The following is a 14,888-nucleotide window of genomic DNA, read 5'->3' as shown; positions in this document are numbered from 1 at the left end:
TCGGGAACTTGTGGCAAGCCGGCACTTACTGATGCACAGGGCTGCCTGCCGCACTGCCCCGCCGAATTCATTTCTTGAGAGTGTCCCTATGCCCGCCAGCGCCTCCACCATCCTAGTCGTCGAAGACGATGCCATCGTGCGCATGCTGATTGTCGATGTCCTTGAAGAACTGGAGTTCAGCGTGCTGGAGGCCGACGGCAGCGAAGCGGCCCTGAGCCTGCTGGAGGACGCCGGGCAACCTATCGACCTGCTGATGACCGATGTCGGCCTGCCCGGGATGAACGGCCGCGAGCTGGCGGAGCGTGCCCGCACCCTGCGGCCGCGTTTGCCGGTGCTGTTCGCCAGTGGTTACGCCGAGTCCATCGAGGTGCCGGCCGGCATGTCGGTCATCGGCAAGCCGTTCTCCATCGACCAACTGCGCGACAAGGTGCGCAGCATTCTCGGCTGAGGCCAGGCAGCCTGCTCGGGCGCTGACGCGCTGTGGTTTAATGGCGGCCTTTTTTACCCCCCGCCTGCCAGGAATGCCCGCTCATGAGCCCCACTGCCGCAACCAAAGTCCTGATCATTGGTTACGTCTGGCCCGAACCCCGCTCCTCCGCCGCCGGCGGGCACATGATGCAGATCCTCCAGAGCTTCCTCGACCAGGGCTGGGAGCTGATCTTCAGCAGCCCGGCCAACGAGGGCGAACACAAGGAAGACCTGACGGCCCTGGGCATTCGTGAATGCCCGATCGAACTCAACAACGCCAGCTTTGACCGTTTCGTCGCCGAGCTGGCACCGGATATCGTGCTGTTCGACCAGTTCATGATGGAGGAACAGTTCGGCTGGCGAGTGGAGCAGCATTGCCCGAATGCCCTGCGGGTGCTGGAGACCTCCGACCTGCAATGCCTGCGTCATGCCCGGCACCAGCGCCTCAAGGATGTTCTCAAGGAAAGCACCGAGCAAGACGACTTCAGCCCGCTGTTCGCCCAGGCGCCGGAGCAGGAATTCCAGCACATGGCCGTCACCGACCTGGCCAAGCGCGAGATCGCCGCCATCTATCGCTGCGACCTGAGCCTGATGATCTCCGAGGTGGAAATCGAGCTGCTGGTGCAGCAGTTCCACTTGCCGCCGGCCCTGCTGCACTGGTGCCCGCTGATGCTCGAGCAACTGCCGCAGGGCTTTGCTCCCTTCGAGCAGCGGGCGCACTTGCTGAGCATCGGCAACTTTCGCCACGCGCCGAACTGGGACGCCGTGCTGTGGATGAAGAACCGCGTATGGCCGCTGATACGCCAGCAATTGCCCGGCGCGCAATTGCACCTGTACGGCGCCTACACACCGCCCAAGGCCGCGGCGCTGCACAACCCGGCCCAGGGCTTTCACATCATGAACTGGGCCGAGGATGCGCTGCAGGTGATGAGTGCAGCGCGGATCTGCCTGGCGCCCCTGCGTTTCGGCGCCGGGATCAAGGGTAAGCTGCTCGATGCCATGCTTTGCGGCACGCCCAGCGTCACCACCCCGGTGGGCAGCGAATCCATGTCCCAGGACGGCCTGCCATGGCCGGGGGCGGTGGCTGAATCCGCCAGTGGCCTGGCGGCGGCCTCGGTGCGCCTCTATCAGGACCGGCAGCTGTGGGAGCAGGCCCAGGCGGATGGCCGGCAGTTGCTCGAAGCGCGCTACCGCCAGCAAGTACACGGCCCGGCGCTGATCCAGCGCCTGCAACACTGCCGCCAGCACCTGGAGCAACTGCGCCGGGACAACTTCACTGGCGCCATGCTGCGTCACCACCATCACAAGAGCACCCAGTACATGGCGCAGTGGATCGAAGCGAAAAACCGCCCGGCCTCCTGACCTTTCTTCGCTGGCGTGATATCGGCGGTGTGCTTGCAGGAGCCGGCTTGTCGGCGAACAGGGCGCCAACCCTGAGAACGCCTTCTCTGGTGCGCGAGCGGGCCACGAGGCATTATCAGCCGGGCCTACAACAAGAACAGGCCCGCGCCATGAGCCGACCCGGCAAGATCACCGACCCCTCCTATGAGTTGATGGACGACCACAACGGCCTGTCCATCATCTATCGCCAGCACGGCTTCCCCTGCCCTCTGGTGCGCTGGCATTTCCACAAGGAATACGAGCTGCACCTGATCGTCGCCAGCTCCGGCAAGGTGTTCATCGGCGACTACATCGGCAACTTCTACCCGCAGACGCTGTTTCTCACTGGCCCCAACCTGCCCCACAACTGGATCAGCCAGGTGGCCGAGGACGAAGTGGTGGCCAAGCGCGACATGCTGGTGAACTTCACCGATGAGCTGTTCGACAGTGGCAGCCAGGTGTTTGCCGAGCTGAAGAACCTCAGCCCGCTGCTGGAGCGGGCGCAGTACGGCATCGAGTTCCGCTGCCCGCACACCATCGCCCAGGCCCTGCCACTGATGCAGCGCATCGCCGACTCCAGCGGCATCACCCGCCTTGGCCACTTCCTCATCCTCATGGAGCTGCTGGCGGCCTGCGACGACTACCAGTTGCTGTCCGGCGCCACCCGTGTGCAACTGGCGGACGAACACAGCGTCGACCGCACCAACCGCGCGGTGGACTACATCTTTGCCCACTACGCCCGGGAGTTGCCCCTGGAGGAAGTGGCCGACTACCTGGGCATGAAGCCCAGCTATTTTTCCCGGGTGTTCAAGCAGGCCACCGGACGCTGCTTCGTCGAGTTCGTCAACCGGCTGCGCATCAGCAAGTCCTGTGAACTGCTGGCCGACGGCGACAAACCGGTGACCGACGTGTGCTTCGAGTCGGGCTTCAACAACATTTCCAACTTCAACCGGCGCTTCCAGCAGCTTAAGGGCATGACCCCCTCCCACTACCGCCGCCTGGCGGTGCAACGCCTGACCGAACAGAACCTCGGCTGAGGACCCACGCCCGGCGCTGGGCTCAAGGGCCTCTTCGCCGGCAAGCCGGCTCCTACAAGGCCCCCCCCAATATCACACCAGCTGTAGGAGCTGGCTTGCCAGCGAAAGCGCCCCCACGCCCGGCGCAGGTCTCAAGGGCCTCTTCGCCGGCAAGCCGGCTCCTACAAGGGCACCCCCAATATCACCCCAGCTGTAGGAGCTGGCTTGCCAGCGAAGGCGCCCCCACGCCCGGCGCCAGGAACAATCGCCCGCAAGAGCCGACAAACCGGTCCAGGCTTGGTAAACGAGACCCGTTCAGCTTCCGTTCAGCAGTTGTCAATAATCTTCATTTAGCAATGAGTATCATTATGTTACAAATTACCCCCTAGCCTATTTGCCGACCGGTGCTGAATGCTCGTTCCATTTCTGATCATGTTGCGCGAAGGGATTGAAGCCGCGCTTATCGTTGGCATCATCGCCAGCTACCTGAAACAGACTGGCCGTGGCCAGTGGATGCCCGCCGTGTGGATCGGGGTTTTCCTCGCCGCGGCCCTGGCCCTGCTGGTGGGCGGCGGCCTGGAACTGATGAGCGCCGAATTCCCGCAGAAGCAGCAGGAACTCTTCGAAGGCATCGTCGGCCTGGTGGCCGTGGGCATCCTCAGTTCCATGGTGTTCTGGATGCGCAAGGTCGCGCGCTCGATCAAGCATTCCCTGCATGTCTCCCTGGACCACGCCCTGGCCGGCTCCAAGCATCAGGTCACGGCGCTGATCGCCATGGTGTTCTTCGCCGTGGCCCGCGAAGGCCTGGAAACCGTGTTCTTCCTGCTGGCGGTGTTCCAGCAGAGCGAAGGCCCGGGCGCGCCCATAGGCGCCCTGCTGGGCCTGATCTGCGCGATCATCGTCGGCTTCCTGATCTACACCGGCAGCATGCGCCTGAACCTTGGCGCCTTCTTTCGCTGGACCGGGCTGTTCATCCTGGTGGTGGCCGCCGGCATCCTCGCCAATTCGGTGCAGGCCCTGCATGAAGCCGGGGTCTGGAACCACCTGCAGACCGTACTCTTCGACTTCAGCGCCAGCCTGCCCATGGATGGCCCGGTGGGTTCGGTACTGGCCGGCATGTTCGGCTACCAGGACGCCCCCACCATCAGCACCCTCGGCGCCTATGCGCTGTACCTGGCCGTGACCCTGGTGCTGTTCTTCCTGCCCGGTGGCGCCCCAGCCAAGGCGCCCGGCTCAACGTCTTCCGTTTCCAGTCAGTAAGGCTCCCCATGACCCAGCAAGCCTCTCCCCAGGCCTCGCCTCCCCGCGCTCTGCGCTGGGCGGTTGCCGGTTCGGTGATCGTCATGATCGCCGCCGGCGGGCTGTTCTACTACGCCTCGCAACTGGCCGCCAGCAAGCGCCAGGCCCACCAGGGCGAGATCACCGTGACCATCCACCCCAAGACTTGTGAACCCAACGCGCTGACAGTCCCGGCCGGGCGCGCCAGCTTCCGCATCGTCAACCGTTCGGATCGCGCCGTGGAATGGGAAATTCTCGACGGCGTGCTGGTGGTGGAGGAACGGGAAAACATCGCCCCGGGCCTGAGCCAGGTGATCAACGCCAACCTGCAGCCAGGGGACTACGCCATCACCTGCGGGCTTTTGAGCAACCCCCGCGGCACCCTGCACGTGACCCCGACCGCCGAGTCCGACGCCCAGGCCAAGGCGCGGCCGTCGATGGTGGCCTTTATCGGCCCGCTGTCGGAGTTCCGGGTCTACCTCAGCACCCAGGGCAGTGCCCTGGTCAAGGCAGTGAACGCCTTGCAGCAGGCCATAGATGCCGGCGACCTGAAACAGGCCCAGGCGCTGTACCTGCCGGCCCGCGCAGCCTATCAGCGCCTGGCCCCGGCGGCCCAGCGCCTGGCCGAGCTGGACAACACCATCAATGCCCGCGCCGATTATTTCGAACAGCGCGAACAGGATCCGGGCTTCAGCGGTTTCCACCGCCTGGAATACGGCCTGTTCCAGAAAAATGACCTGGCAGGCCTGGCTCCCGTAGCTCAGCGCCTGTCCAGCAACGTGGTCAGCCTCAAGGAACAGTTGCTGGCCCAGACCCTGCCACCGGAGCAATTGGTGAGTATCGTCGCGCGCAACATGCGCAGCCTGGCCGACCTGCGGGCCAGCAGCGGTGAAGAAGAACGCTACAGCCACAGCGACCTCAACGGCTTTGCCGCCAACCTGGAAACCACGCGCAAGGTCATCGACCTGCTACGGCCGCTGCTGGCCAAGTCCGCGGCCCAATTGCTGCCCCAGGTGGACAGCGCCGCCGATGCCCTGGCCACTCGCCTGGCCAGTCTGCGCGACGGCTTCGGCTATGTGGCCTACGACCAGGTCGACGCCCGGCAGCGCAAAGAGATCGCCGACAAAGCCAAGGCCCTGGCCGACGCCCTCGACGCTATTGATCCCGCACTTGGCCTTTCCGGCCTGTAACGAGACGAGTTTTCAATGAACGATTCAGATCAGTCCAATCCGTCTTTTTCCGCCCAGCGTCGGCGCGTGCTGCTGGGCATGGGCGCCGCCGGCGTGGCCCTGGCCGGCAGCAGCCTGAGTTGCCCGGCCATGGCCGCCGCGCCCACCCAGGTCACCGAAGCCCCCAGCAGCGACAAGACCCAGGACCGCCACGACTTCCATGGCCAGCATCAGAGCGGCATCGTCACCCCGCGCCCGGCCGCGGGCATGCTGGTGTCCTTCGATGTGCTGGCCAGCGACCGCGACGACCTGGAACGGCTGTTTCGCACCCTCGACCAACGCATTGCCTTTCTCATGCGCGGTGGCCCGGTAGCCCAGGTGGACCCGAAGCTGCCGCCCGTGGATTCCGGCATCCTCGGCCCGGTAGTGACCCCGGACAACCTGACCATCACCGTCTCGGTGGGCGAATCGCTGTTCGACGAGCGCTTCGGCCTGGAGGCGGCCAAGCCCAAGCGCCTGATCCGCATGGTGGGCTTCCCCAACGATGCCCTGGAGCCCGCCTGCTGCCACGGCGACCTGAGCCTGCAGTTCTGCTCCAACACCGCCGACACCAACATCCACGCCCTGCGCGACATCGTGAAGAACCTGCCCGACCTGCTGCTGGTGCGCTGGAAACAGGAAGGCAGCGTACCGCCCCAGGCCCCGGCCAAGCCCGGTGAGCCGGCGCAGAGTGCGCGCAATTTCCTGGGCTTTCGCGATGGCTCGGCCAACCCCGACTCCAACGACCCGAAGGCCATGCAGCAGATCGTCTGGGTCCAGCCCGGCAGTGACGAACCGGCCTGGGCAGCCCATGGCAGCTACCAGGCAGTGCGGATCATCCGCAACTTCGTCGAACGCTGGGACCGCACCCCGCTGCAGGAGCAGGAAAGCATCATCGGCCGGATCAAGACCAGTGGCGCGCCCATGGACGGCCAGAAGGAAAGCCAGGTGCCCGACTACGCCCGGGACCCCCATGGCAAGGTCACCAAGCTCGACGCCCACATCCGCCTGGCCAACCCGCGCACTGCCCAGAGCCAGCAGAACCTGATCCTGCGCCGGCCGTTCAACTACTCCAACGGGGTCAACAAGAACGGCCAGCTGGACATGGGCCTGCTGTTCATCTGCTACCAGGCCGACCTGGAGAAAGGCTTCATCGCCGTACAGACCCGTCTGAACGGCGAACCCCTGGAGGAGTACCTCAAGCCCACTGGTGGCGGTTACTTCTTCACCTTGCCGGGGGTCACCGGCGAAGAGGATTTCATCGGGCGTTCGCTGCTCGATGCCACCGGACCTAAAAGCACTGCCTGACACCCCTAACACAACAACCCCCACGGAAAAGTCCCATGAAAAAGTCGCCTCTCGCTGTGTTGCTGACCCTTGGCTTGCTCCACGCGCCGCTTTCGGCGTTCGCCGCAACTGCGCCCCTGGAGCTGGTGGGGCCGATCTCCGACTACAAGATCTACGTCACCGAGCAGCTCGACGAACTGGCCAGCCACACCCAGCAGTTCACCGATGCGGTGAAAAAGGGCGACCTGGCCGCCGCCAAGAAGCTCTACGCGCCGACCCGGGTCTACTACGAGTCGATCGAACCGATCGCCGAGCTCTTCAGTGACCTGGACGCGTCCATCGACTCCCGGGTCGACGACCACGAGAAAGGCGTCAAGGCCGAAGACTTCACCGGCTTCCACCGCCTGGAATACTCGCTGTTCTCAGAAAACAGCACCGAAGGCCTGGGCGAGCTGGCCGACGGCCTGAACAAGGACGTCAAGGACCTGCAGACCCGCGTCGCCGGCCTGACCTTCCCGCCGGAAAAAGTCGTGGGTGGCGCCGCCGCGCTGCTGGAAGAAGTGGCCGCAACCAAGATCTCCGGTGAAGAAGACCGCTACAGCCATACCGACCTCTACGACTTCCAGGGCAACATCGACGGGGCGAAGAAAATCGTCGACCTGTTCCGTCCGCAGATCGAGAAGCAGGACAAGGCCTTTGTCGCCAAGGTGGACAAGAACTTCGCCACGGTGAACAAGATCCTGGCCAAGTACAAAACCCCCGACGGCGGCTTCATGACCTACGACAAGGTCAAGGAAAACGACCGCAAGGCCCTGGTAGGCCCGGTCAATACCCTGGCCGAAGACCTCTCCACCCTGCGCGGCAAACTGGGCCTGAACTGAGCCCGGAACCCAACACGCCATCCTCCCTGTAGGAGCTGGCTTGCCAGCGAAAGCGGCCCTGGGTACAACCCCCGACTCAAGGCCCTCTTCGCCGGCAACATCATCACGAATGCAGATAAGCCTGGGCTGTGACACGTTATCCCGTTAACGTTCACGGCCCATCGACTTTCATGGAAGACCCTTCATGCCTCGCTCCACAGCCGCCAGCGCGCCGCTGACCGTCAGACCCTTCTCGCTGGTTCCACTGATGGCCGCCTATATGGCCTGCACCATGTCGATGATGGCCTTCGTCTCGCTGATCGGCCCGATCTCCCGGGCCCTGCACCTGGAAACCTGGCACGCCGGCGCGGCCGTCACCGTTTCCGGGGTGATCTGGATGCTCCTGGCACGCCCCTGGGGCCAGGCCAGCGACCGCTTCGGCCGGCGCCGGGTGCTGCTGCTGGGCACCGCCGGCTTCACCCTCGCCTACTGGGCCTTGTGCCTGTTCATCGACCTGTCGCTACAGTCGCTGCCCAGCGTCGCCATGGCCTTTCTCGGCCTGATGCTCGGCCGCGGCTTGATCGGCGCCTTCTACGCGGCGATCCCGGTGGGCGGCTTCGCCCTGATCGCCGATAACGTCGAACCTCAGCACCGCGCCCGTGCCATGGCCACCCTGGGCGCCGCCAACGCCGTGGGCCTGGTGCTGGGCCCGGCGGTGGCCGCGCTGCTGGCGCGCTACAGCCTGAGCCTGCCGTTCTACGCCATGGCGGTGCTGCCGTTGCTGGCATTCCTGGTGCTGCGCTACCAACTGCCGCGCCAGGAACTGCACCTGGCCCAGGCGCCGACCCGGGTACGCCTGGGCGACCCGCGACTGCGCCGGCCCATGGTGGTGGCCTTTGTCGCCATGCTCTGTGTGTCGGTGGCCCAGATCACCGTCAGCTTCTATGCCCTGGACCGGCTGCACATGAGCCCCGCCGATGCCGCCCAGACGGCCGGGGTGGCCCTGGCCATGGTCGGCGTGGCGCTGATCTGCGCGCAGTTGGTGGTGCGCAAGCTGGAATGGCCGCCGCTGCGGATGATCCGCTACGGCGCCCTGCTGTCCGCGCTGGGTTATGCCGGCAGCATGCTGGTGGACAGCGCCTGGGGCTTGTGGCTGGCGTTCTTTGTATCGGCGGCAGGCATGGGTGGGGTGTTTCCGTCGTTCTCGGCCCTGGCGGCGAATGCCGTAGAGGCCTCGGAACAGGGCGCGACTGCCGGCAGCATCGGCGCCGCCCAGGGCCTGGGCGTGGTCATCGGGCCCATGGCCGGCAGCCTGATCTACGCCATCGAACCGCGCCTGCCCTACCTGCTGGCGGCGGTGCTGCTGGTACTGATCGCGATCTGGCCCGCCCCGCAGCCCAAAGACCTGTAGCCGCTGCAGCAGGCTGCGAACGGCTGCAAATCAGACGCCGCTCTTAAGGTTGCTGAAGGCCCTGCGGACCTTTGCGCAGCCTCGCAGGCTCGGCAGCGGCTACAGGTACTGCGCTGCTTTTGTAGCCGCTGCCGCAGGCTGCGAACGGCTGCGAAGCAGACGCCGCTCTTGAGATTGGTGAAGGTCCTGTGGACCTCGGCAGCGGCTACGGGTTAAAGCATGCGGTAGAGCAAGCGCTCGATGCGCACGCGGCTGACCCGGCGCAGGAACTTGCCCACGGCCTCGGGGTAGTCCACCAGGCTGTCCAGGTACTGAAAGTGCTCGATGCGGCGGGTGTGGCGATAGATCTCGGCCTGTTCGGCGTTGCGCGCCTGCAGCAACTCGCCCTTGGGGTCGTCCAGCAACAGGGCGTTTTCCAGGTCCAGGCGGAAGGCCCGCGGGTTGAGGTTGTTGCCGGTGAGCAAGGTATAGCGCTCATCGACCCACATGCCCTTGAGGTGGTAGGTGTTGTCGCCGTCACGCCACAGGTGCAGGTTCAACTGGCCGTTGTCGATCACTTTCTGATGCCGCTTGGCAAAACGCCGCAGGCTGATCTCATACAGATAAGGCAGCGCCGCGATCACCTTGAACGGCTCGCTGGGCGGGATATAGAAGTCGTTGGCGGTCTTGTCGCCGACGATGATGTCGATCTTCACCCCGCGCTCCAGGGCCCGGTTGATCTCCCGGGTCACCGGCAGCGGCAGGTTGAAATACGGGGTGCAGATGGTCAACTGGCGCTGGGCGCCGGCAATCAGCTCGCAGATCACCCGGTTCAACGGGTTGCCCTTGCCCACCCCGAGCAACGGGCTGACCGACAGCCCGCTCTTGTCCAGGCCACCGGCAGTGGTGTCGTAGGTGGCGTGCTTGAGGCGGCTGCGCAGATCGCCGATGTCGTTGCGCAGGCTGCGGGTGGTGGGCAGGTTCGGCAGGTCCAGGCGGTGCACTGCCCGCGACTCCACCAGGCCGTGCTGCACCAAGTGGTGCATGGAGTCGGCCAGCGCCTGGTTGTGCAGCAGGTGGTAACGGTCGAAGCGGTACTTGTCGAACTTGTGCAGGTAAACATTGTTCAGGCTGGCGCCGCTGTAGAGCACGCAGTCATCGATGACGAAACCCTTGAGGTGCAGCACCCCGAACAGCTCGCGGGTCTGTACCGGCACGCCGTAGATCGGCACCTCGCTGGCGTGAGTGCGGGTCATCTGCTGGTACCAGGCCGAGTTGCCCGGCTGCTTGCCGGCACCGATCAGGCCGCGCTGGGCCCGCAGCCAGTCCACCACGACCACCACTTCCAGCTCGGGACGGGCGGCCTTGACGGCGTGCAGGGCATCGAGGATTTCCTGGCCGGCTTCATCCTGTTGCAGGTACAGCGCGACGATATAGATGCGCCGACGGGCCTGGGCAATCTGCTCCAGCAGCGTGCGGCGAAACTGCGCAGCGCCGGTCAGCGTGGTGAAAGCCTCGGCGGCCAGTGGGAAGCTGCGCAGCTTGGGCAGCAGGGAACGTTTGAAAAGCGACGGCATTAGGGCTCGCAGTGGCTCAAATCCAAAGAGCGCAAGAGCTTACACCATGGACCGGCCGGAGTCCCCTGCCTGGCATGTATAACGCCCTCCCTCAGCAAAGCACCCGCCCGCTGTGCGCAGGAGCCGGCTTGCCGGCGAATGGGCCCCCAAGCCCTGTGCAAGGCGCAATGACGCCTTCGCTGGCAAGCCAGCTCCTACAAAGGGTAATGGCCAGTTTCGAAGAAAAACAAAAAATGTAATTGACCAAGGAGAACGATCGTTCTACTGTTCGCCACATGAACGAAATCATGCACTCTGAAACCCGAGACATCATCCTCGATGTCACCGAGAAACTGATCTACCAGAACGGCATTGCCGCCACTGGCATGGATCTTCTGGTGAAGACCGCCGGCGTCTCGCGCAAGAGCGTCTACCGCTATTTCACCAACAAGGACGAGTTGGTGGTGGCCGCCCTGGAGCGTCGCGATCAGCGCTGGATGCACTGGTTCTGCAGCGCGGTGAACCAGGCCGCTACCCCGGCCCTGCGCCTGCTGGCGCTGTTCGACGTGCTCAAGGACTGGTTCGCAACCCCCGGTTTTCGCGGCTGCGCCTTTATCAACACCAGTGGCGAAACCGGCGACCCGCAAGACCCGGTGCGCCAAGTAGCAAAACGGCACAAGCAGAACCTGCTCGACTACGTGACCGAGCTTTGCCAGGAACATGGCGCGCAACATCCTGAGGAACTGGCAGCGCAACTGCTGATCCTGATCGATGGTGCCATTACCGTTGCCCTTGTGATGGGCAATCACAGTGCTGCTGATAATGCGCAATGCATGGCGCGAAAGTTATTGGACCTTTGATTGTTTTAAACAAGAGCAGCTTCTTTGTTTGAACAGCAACTTTCATTGGAGGCAGATCATGTCGTCTAACGCTCAAGTGCGCCCGCCCCTTCCGCCTTTCACTCGCGAGTCGGCGATTGAAAAGATCCGCCTGGCCGAAGATGGCTGGAACTCCCGGGACCCGGAGCGGGTATCCCTGGCCTATACCCTGGATACCCAATGGCGCAACCGCGCCGAGTTCGCCCACAACCGCGAAGAGGCCAAGGCGTTCCTGACCCGCAAATGGGCCAAGGAACTGGATTACCGCCTGATCAAGGAACTGTGGGCCTTTACCGACAACCGTATTGCCGTGCGCTACGCCTACGAATGGCACGACGACTCGGGCAACTGGTTCCGTTCCTACGGCAACGAAAACTGGGAGTTTGACGAACAGGGTTTGATGGCCCGGCGCTTCGCCTGCATCAACGACATGCCGATCAAGGCCCAGGAGCGCAAGTTCCACTGGCCCCTGGGCCGCCGGCCCGACGATCACCCGGGCCTGAGCGAACTGGGCCTGTAATCACCACCGCCTCTGCCCTTGTCGGAGCTGGCTTGCCAGCGAAAGCGCCCTCAAGCCCGGCACAAGGCTCCGGGGCCCGTTCGCCGGCAGGCCGGCTCCTACGAAAAACACACCTCCTCTGCCCCCGTAGGAGCTGGCTTGCCAGCGAAAGCGCCCTCAAGCCCGGCACAAGGCTCCGAGGCCCATTCGCCGGCAAGAGGCGGCTTCAGGCGGCGGCTTCCTGTTCCTTGGACCGCGCCCGGGCCTCCAGCTCGCGTACCAGGGGCAGCACGCGCTGGCCGAAATACTCCACCTCTTCCTGGAAATGCAGGAACCCGGCCAGTACCAGGTCCACGCCCACCGCCTTCAACTCCACGATGCGCTGGGCAATCTGCTGTGGCGTGCCGATCAGGTTGGTCTTGAACCCGTCGTTGTACTGCACCAGGTCCTCGAAACTCGACCTGGCCCAGTTGCCCTCGCCTTCGGGGGACGCCTTGCCAGCCTGCCGGGCGGCGTTACCGAAGGCATTCACCGCCTCCGGGTCGGCCTGATCGATGATTTGCTGCAACACCGCCCGCGCCTCCTCTTCGGTGTCCCGGGCGATCACGAAGGCGTTCACTCCGATCTTCACCGAGTGCTGGTTGGCCGCGGCCTTGGCGCGGATGTCATCGACCTGGGCCTTGATCCCCTCGACACTGTTGCCGTTGGTGAAGTACCAGTCCGAAACCCGGGCCGCCATGTCCCGGGCAGCCCGCGAGCTGCCGCCCTGGAAGATCTCCGGCTGGCCCAGGGGCTTGGGCTTGAGGCTGTAGTGGTCGAAGCGATAGAAATCGCCCCTGAAGGTGAAGGCATCCTGGCTCCAGACCCCGCGCAGGCAGCGAATGAATTCCTCGGACCGGCGATAGCGCTCGTCGTGCTCCAGCCAATGCTCGCCAATGGCCTGGAACTCACCCTTGAACCAACCGCTGACGATGTTCACCGCAATACGGCCATTGGTCAGTTGGTCGATGGTCGCCAGTTGCTTGGCCGCCAGGGCCGGCTGCCAGGGCCCGGGCAGGATCGCCGCAATCACCTTGAGCTTGTCGGTAGCCGCCAGCAGTGCGTGGCTGAAAGCCACCGACTCGTGCTGGTACTCGGCGCCATAGCCGGCGGTGAAGCGGATCTGGGTCAGGGCGTATTCGAAGCCGGCCTGCTCGGCGATCTGCGCCAGCTTGCGGTTGTAGTCGATGCCCCAATGGGTGCGTTGCTCGATCTTGCTGACCACCAGCCCACCGCTGACGTTGGGCACCCAGTAGGCAAATTTCACGGCTTGCTGACTCATGGTTCGGTCCTCGGGACTTGGGAAAGTACCTCGGAGCAGAGCAGCAAGCGTGCCAGGGCCTGGAAGCCCTCGGCGCGTAGGCCGCCAGACGCCGTGTGGAGCCTCAAGCACGCCTTCTCCCGGGCAATGGCTGAGGCTCGCTGCCTGCGGCGGCGCGGGGCCGGCCAACCCTGGAAACGGGCTGTTTTGTTGATGAACTGTTGGCGGAGCAACAGTTGCAGGCGCTCTGCCGGAGCCCTTGCCCCGGCAAACCGGCGTTTGCGGCTTCGGCATGGTGTGTGCAATCGGCCTGGACCCTGCAGCGCTTTTTTCTGCCGAACCCAGGAGCTACACCATGACTGAACACCAGGTAATCAATCCGCTGTCCGTGGGGGTCGACTACGAGACCCTGGCCGCAGGCTTTCGCCCGATCTTCCAGCGCATCGCCAGTGGCGCGGTGGAACGGGAACAGCAACGCAAACTGCCCTACGAGCCCATCCAGTGGCTCAAGGAATCCGGATTCGGCGCGGTACGGGTGCCGCTGGAATATGGCGGTGGCGGCGCTTCCCTGCCCCAGCTTTTCCAGCTGCTGATCGAGCTGGCCGAGGCCGACGCCAACGTGCCCCAGGCCCTGCGCGGGCACTTTGCCTTTGTCGAGGATCGGCTCAATGCCACGCCCGGGCCGGGCCGGGACCTGTGGTTCAAGCGCTTTGTCGAAGGCGATATCGTCGGCTGCGCCTGGACCGAAATCGGCGCCGTGGACATCGGCCAGGTCATCACCAAAGTCTCTCCGGATGGCGAAAAATGGCGCCTCAACGGCGAAAAGTTCTACAGCACCGGAAGCATTTTCTCCGACTGGATCGATGTCTATGCCCAGCGCACGGACACCGGTGGCGACGTGATTGCCGCGGTGCGCACCCGCCAGCCGGGCATCGAGCAGAGCGACGATTGGGACGGCTTCGGCCAGCGCACCACCGGCAGCGGCACCTCGCGCTTCCAGGACGCTGAAGTGGACGCCGAGAACATCATCGACTTCGCAACCCGCTTCAAATACCAGACCGCTTTCTACCAGCTGGTGCTGCTGGCGACCCTGGCCGGCATCGGCCGCGCGGCGCTACGTGATGTGGCCCACGAAGTGCGGGTGCGCAAGCGCATCTACAGCCACGGCAACGCGCCCCAGGCCAGCGCCGATGCCCAGGTGCAGCAGGTGGTGGGCGAGATCGTGGCCCTGGTGTATGCCGCCGAAGCCGCCGCCCTGCGTGCTGCAGCCCCTGCGCAACAGGCCTACCTGGCGCGCTTTGCCGGGGATCCGGCCCAGGAGCGCGCGGCCAATGTGGCGGCGGAAATCGAATCGGCCACGGCCCAGGTGGTGGTCACCGAACTGGTCCAGCGCGCCACCAGCGAGCTGTTCAATGCCCTGGGGGCTTCGGACATTCGCCAGGGCAAGGCCCTGGACCGGCACTGGCGCAATGCGCGCACCGTGTCTTCGCACAACCCGGTGATCTACAAGGCGCGGATCGTCGGCGACTGGAAGATCAACGGCAGCGAGCCACCCTTTGTCTGGCAGATTGGCAACGGCCCCCAGCGCTGACCTCAGGCACCGCCCCCCGTAGGAGCTGGCTTGCCAGCGAAGGCGACATGCAGGCGAGCGCTCGGCCCAGCGGCCTCTTCGCCGCCAAGCCGGCTCCTGCAGCGAAATCTCGGCGCACCGCCCCGTAGGAGCTGGCTTGCCAGCGAAGGCGTCATCCAGGCGGGCGCTCGGTTCAGG

At 64.7% G+C, this 14,888-nt stretch carries 13 protein-coding genes; 11 read left to right on the top strand and 2 right to left on the bottom strand.

Annotated features, from left to right (window positions below):
• Positions 1-88: 88 nt before the first annotated feature.
• From ABCR88_RS13875 to ABCR88_RS13840, 8 genes are all read left to right on the top strand, one after another.
• Positions 89-448: a response regulator gene (locus ABCR88_RS13875; RefSeq protein WP_232644658.1), complete on the top strand. Its 360-nt coding sequence runs from the start codon at positions 89-91 to the stop codon at positions 446-448.
• 83 nt (positions 449-531) lie between these two features.
• Entirely contained in the window at positions 532-1,830 is a 1,299-nt protein-coding gene (locus tag ABCR88_RS13870) for a glycosyltransferase (RefSeq protein ID WP_350404733.1), read from the top strand.
• A 149-nt stretch (positions 1,831-1,979) separates the two neighbouring features.
• Positions 1,980-2,885: an AraC family transcriptional regulator gene (locus ABCR88_RS13865; protein WP_041118438.1), complete on the top strand. Its 906-nt coding sequence runs from the start codon at positions 1,980-1,982 to the stop codon at positions 2,883-2,885.
• Between the two features lie 390 nt (positions 2,886-3,275).
• Complete coding sequence (gene efeU, locus ABCR88_RS13860) at positions 3,276-4,124, top strand: iron uptake transporter permease EfeU (RefSeq protein WP_053151868.1); 849 nt, start codon at positions 3,276-3,278, stop codon at positions 4,122-4,124.
• An 8-nt stretch (positions 4,125-4,132) separates the two neighbouring features.
• On the top strand, positions 4,133-5,332 hold the full coding sequence (gene efeO, locus ABCR88_RS13855; RefSeq protein WP_350022758.1) for an iron uptake system protein EfeO: 1,200 nt from the start codon (positions 4,133-4,135) through the stop codon (positions 5,330-5,332).
• A gap of 15 nt (positions 5,333-5,347) precedes the next feature.
• Positions 5,348-6,658, top strand: a complete 1,311-nt coding sequence (gene efeB, locus ABCR88_RS13850; RefSeq protein ID WP_350404732.1) for an iron uptake transporter deferrochelatase/peroxidase subunit — start codon at positions 5,348-5,350, stop codon at positions 6,656-6,658.
• Between the two features lie 35 nt (positions 6,659-6,693).
• Positions 6,694-7,518 (top strand): iron uptake system protein EfeO, encoded by an 825-nt coding sequence (gene efeO, locus ABCR88_RS13845; protein WP_011061541.1) that lies wholly within the window; start codon positions 6,694-6,696, stop codon positions 7,516-7,518.
• Between the two features lie 184 nt (positions 7,519-7,702).
• On the top strand, positions 7,703-8,908 hold the full coding sequence (locus ABCR88_RS13840) for an MFS transporter (RefSeq protein WP_011061542.1): 1,206 nt from the start codon (positions 7,703-7,705) through the stop codon (positions 8,906-8,908).
• 212 nt (positions 8,909-9,120) lie between these two features.
• Here the strand turns inward: ABCR88_RS13840 and pssA are convergent, their stop codons facing one another.
• Positions 9,121-10,464 (bottom strand): CDP-diacylglycerol--serine O-phosphatidyltransferase, encoded by a 1,344-nt coding sequence (gene pssA / locus ABCR88_RS13835; protein WP_350404730.1) that lies wholly within the window; start codon positions 10,462-10,464, stop codon positions 9,121-9,123.
• 275 nt (positions 10,465-10,739) lie between these two features.
• On the opposite strand from pssA, the gene ABCR88_RS13830 reads away from it, so the two are divergent.
• Complete coding sequence (locus ABCR88_RS13830; protein WP_041118446.1) at positions 10,740-11,303, top strand: TetR/AcrR family transcriptional regulator; 564 nt, start codon at positions 10,740-10,742, stop codon at positions 11,301-11,303.
• Positions 11,304-11,361: 58 nt separating this feature from the next.
• Positions 11,362-11,841 (top strand): nuclear transport factor 2 family protein, encoded by a 480-nt coding sequence (locus ABCR88_RS13825; protein WP_011061545.1) that lies wholly within the window; start codon positions 11,362-11,364, stop codon positions 11,839-11,841.
• 205 nt (positions 11,842-12,046) lie between these two features.
• Here the strand turns inward: ABCR88_RS13825 and sfnG are convergent, their stop codons facing one another.
• The gene (gene sfnG / locus ABCR88_RS13820; protein ID WP_041118449.1) at positions 12,047-13,141 is read right to left on the bottom strand and encodes a dimethylsulfone monooxygenase SfnG; all 1,095 of its coding nucleotides are present in this window, start codon (positions 13,139-13,141) and stop codon (positions 12,047-12,049) included.
• Positions 13,142-13,475: 334 nt separating this feature from the next.
• On the opposite strand from sfnG, the gene ABCR88_RS13815 reads away from it, so the two are divergent.
• Positions 13,476-14,711, top strand: coding sequence for an acyl-CoA dehydrogenase family protein (locus tag ABCR88_RS13815; RefSeq protein WP_041118451.1), 1,236 nt, complete (start codon positions 13,476-13,478; stop codon positions 14,709-14,711).
• Positions 14,712-14,888: the final 177 nt, after the last annotated feature.

The organism is Pseudomonas sp. W17 (assembly GCF_040268305.1).
GTDB lineage: Bacteria > Pseudomonadota > Gammaproteobacteria > Pseudomonadales > Pseudomonadaceae > Aquipseudomonas > Aquipseudomonas protegens.
This window is presented reverse-complemented; position numbering and strand designations above follow the sequence as displayed.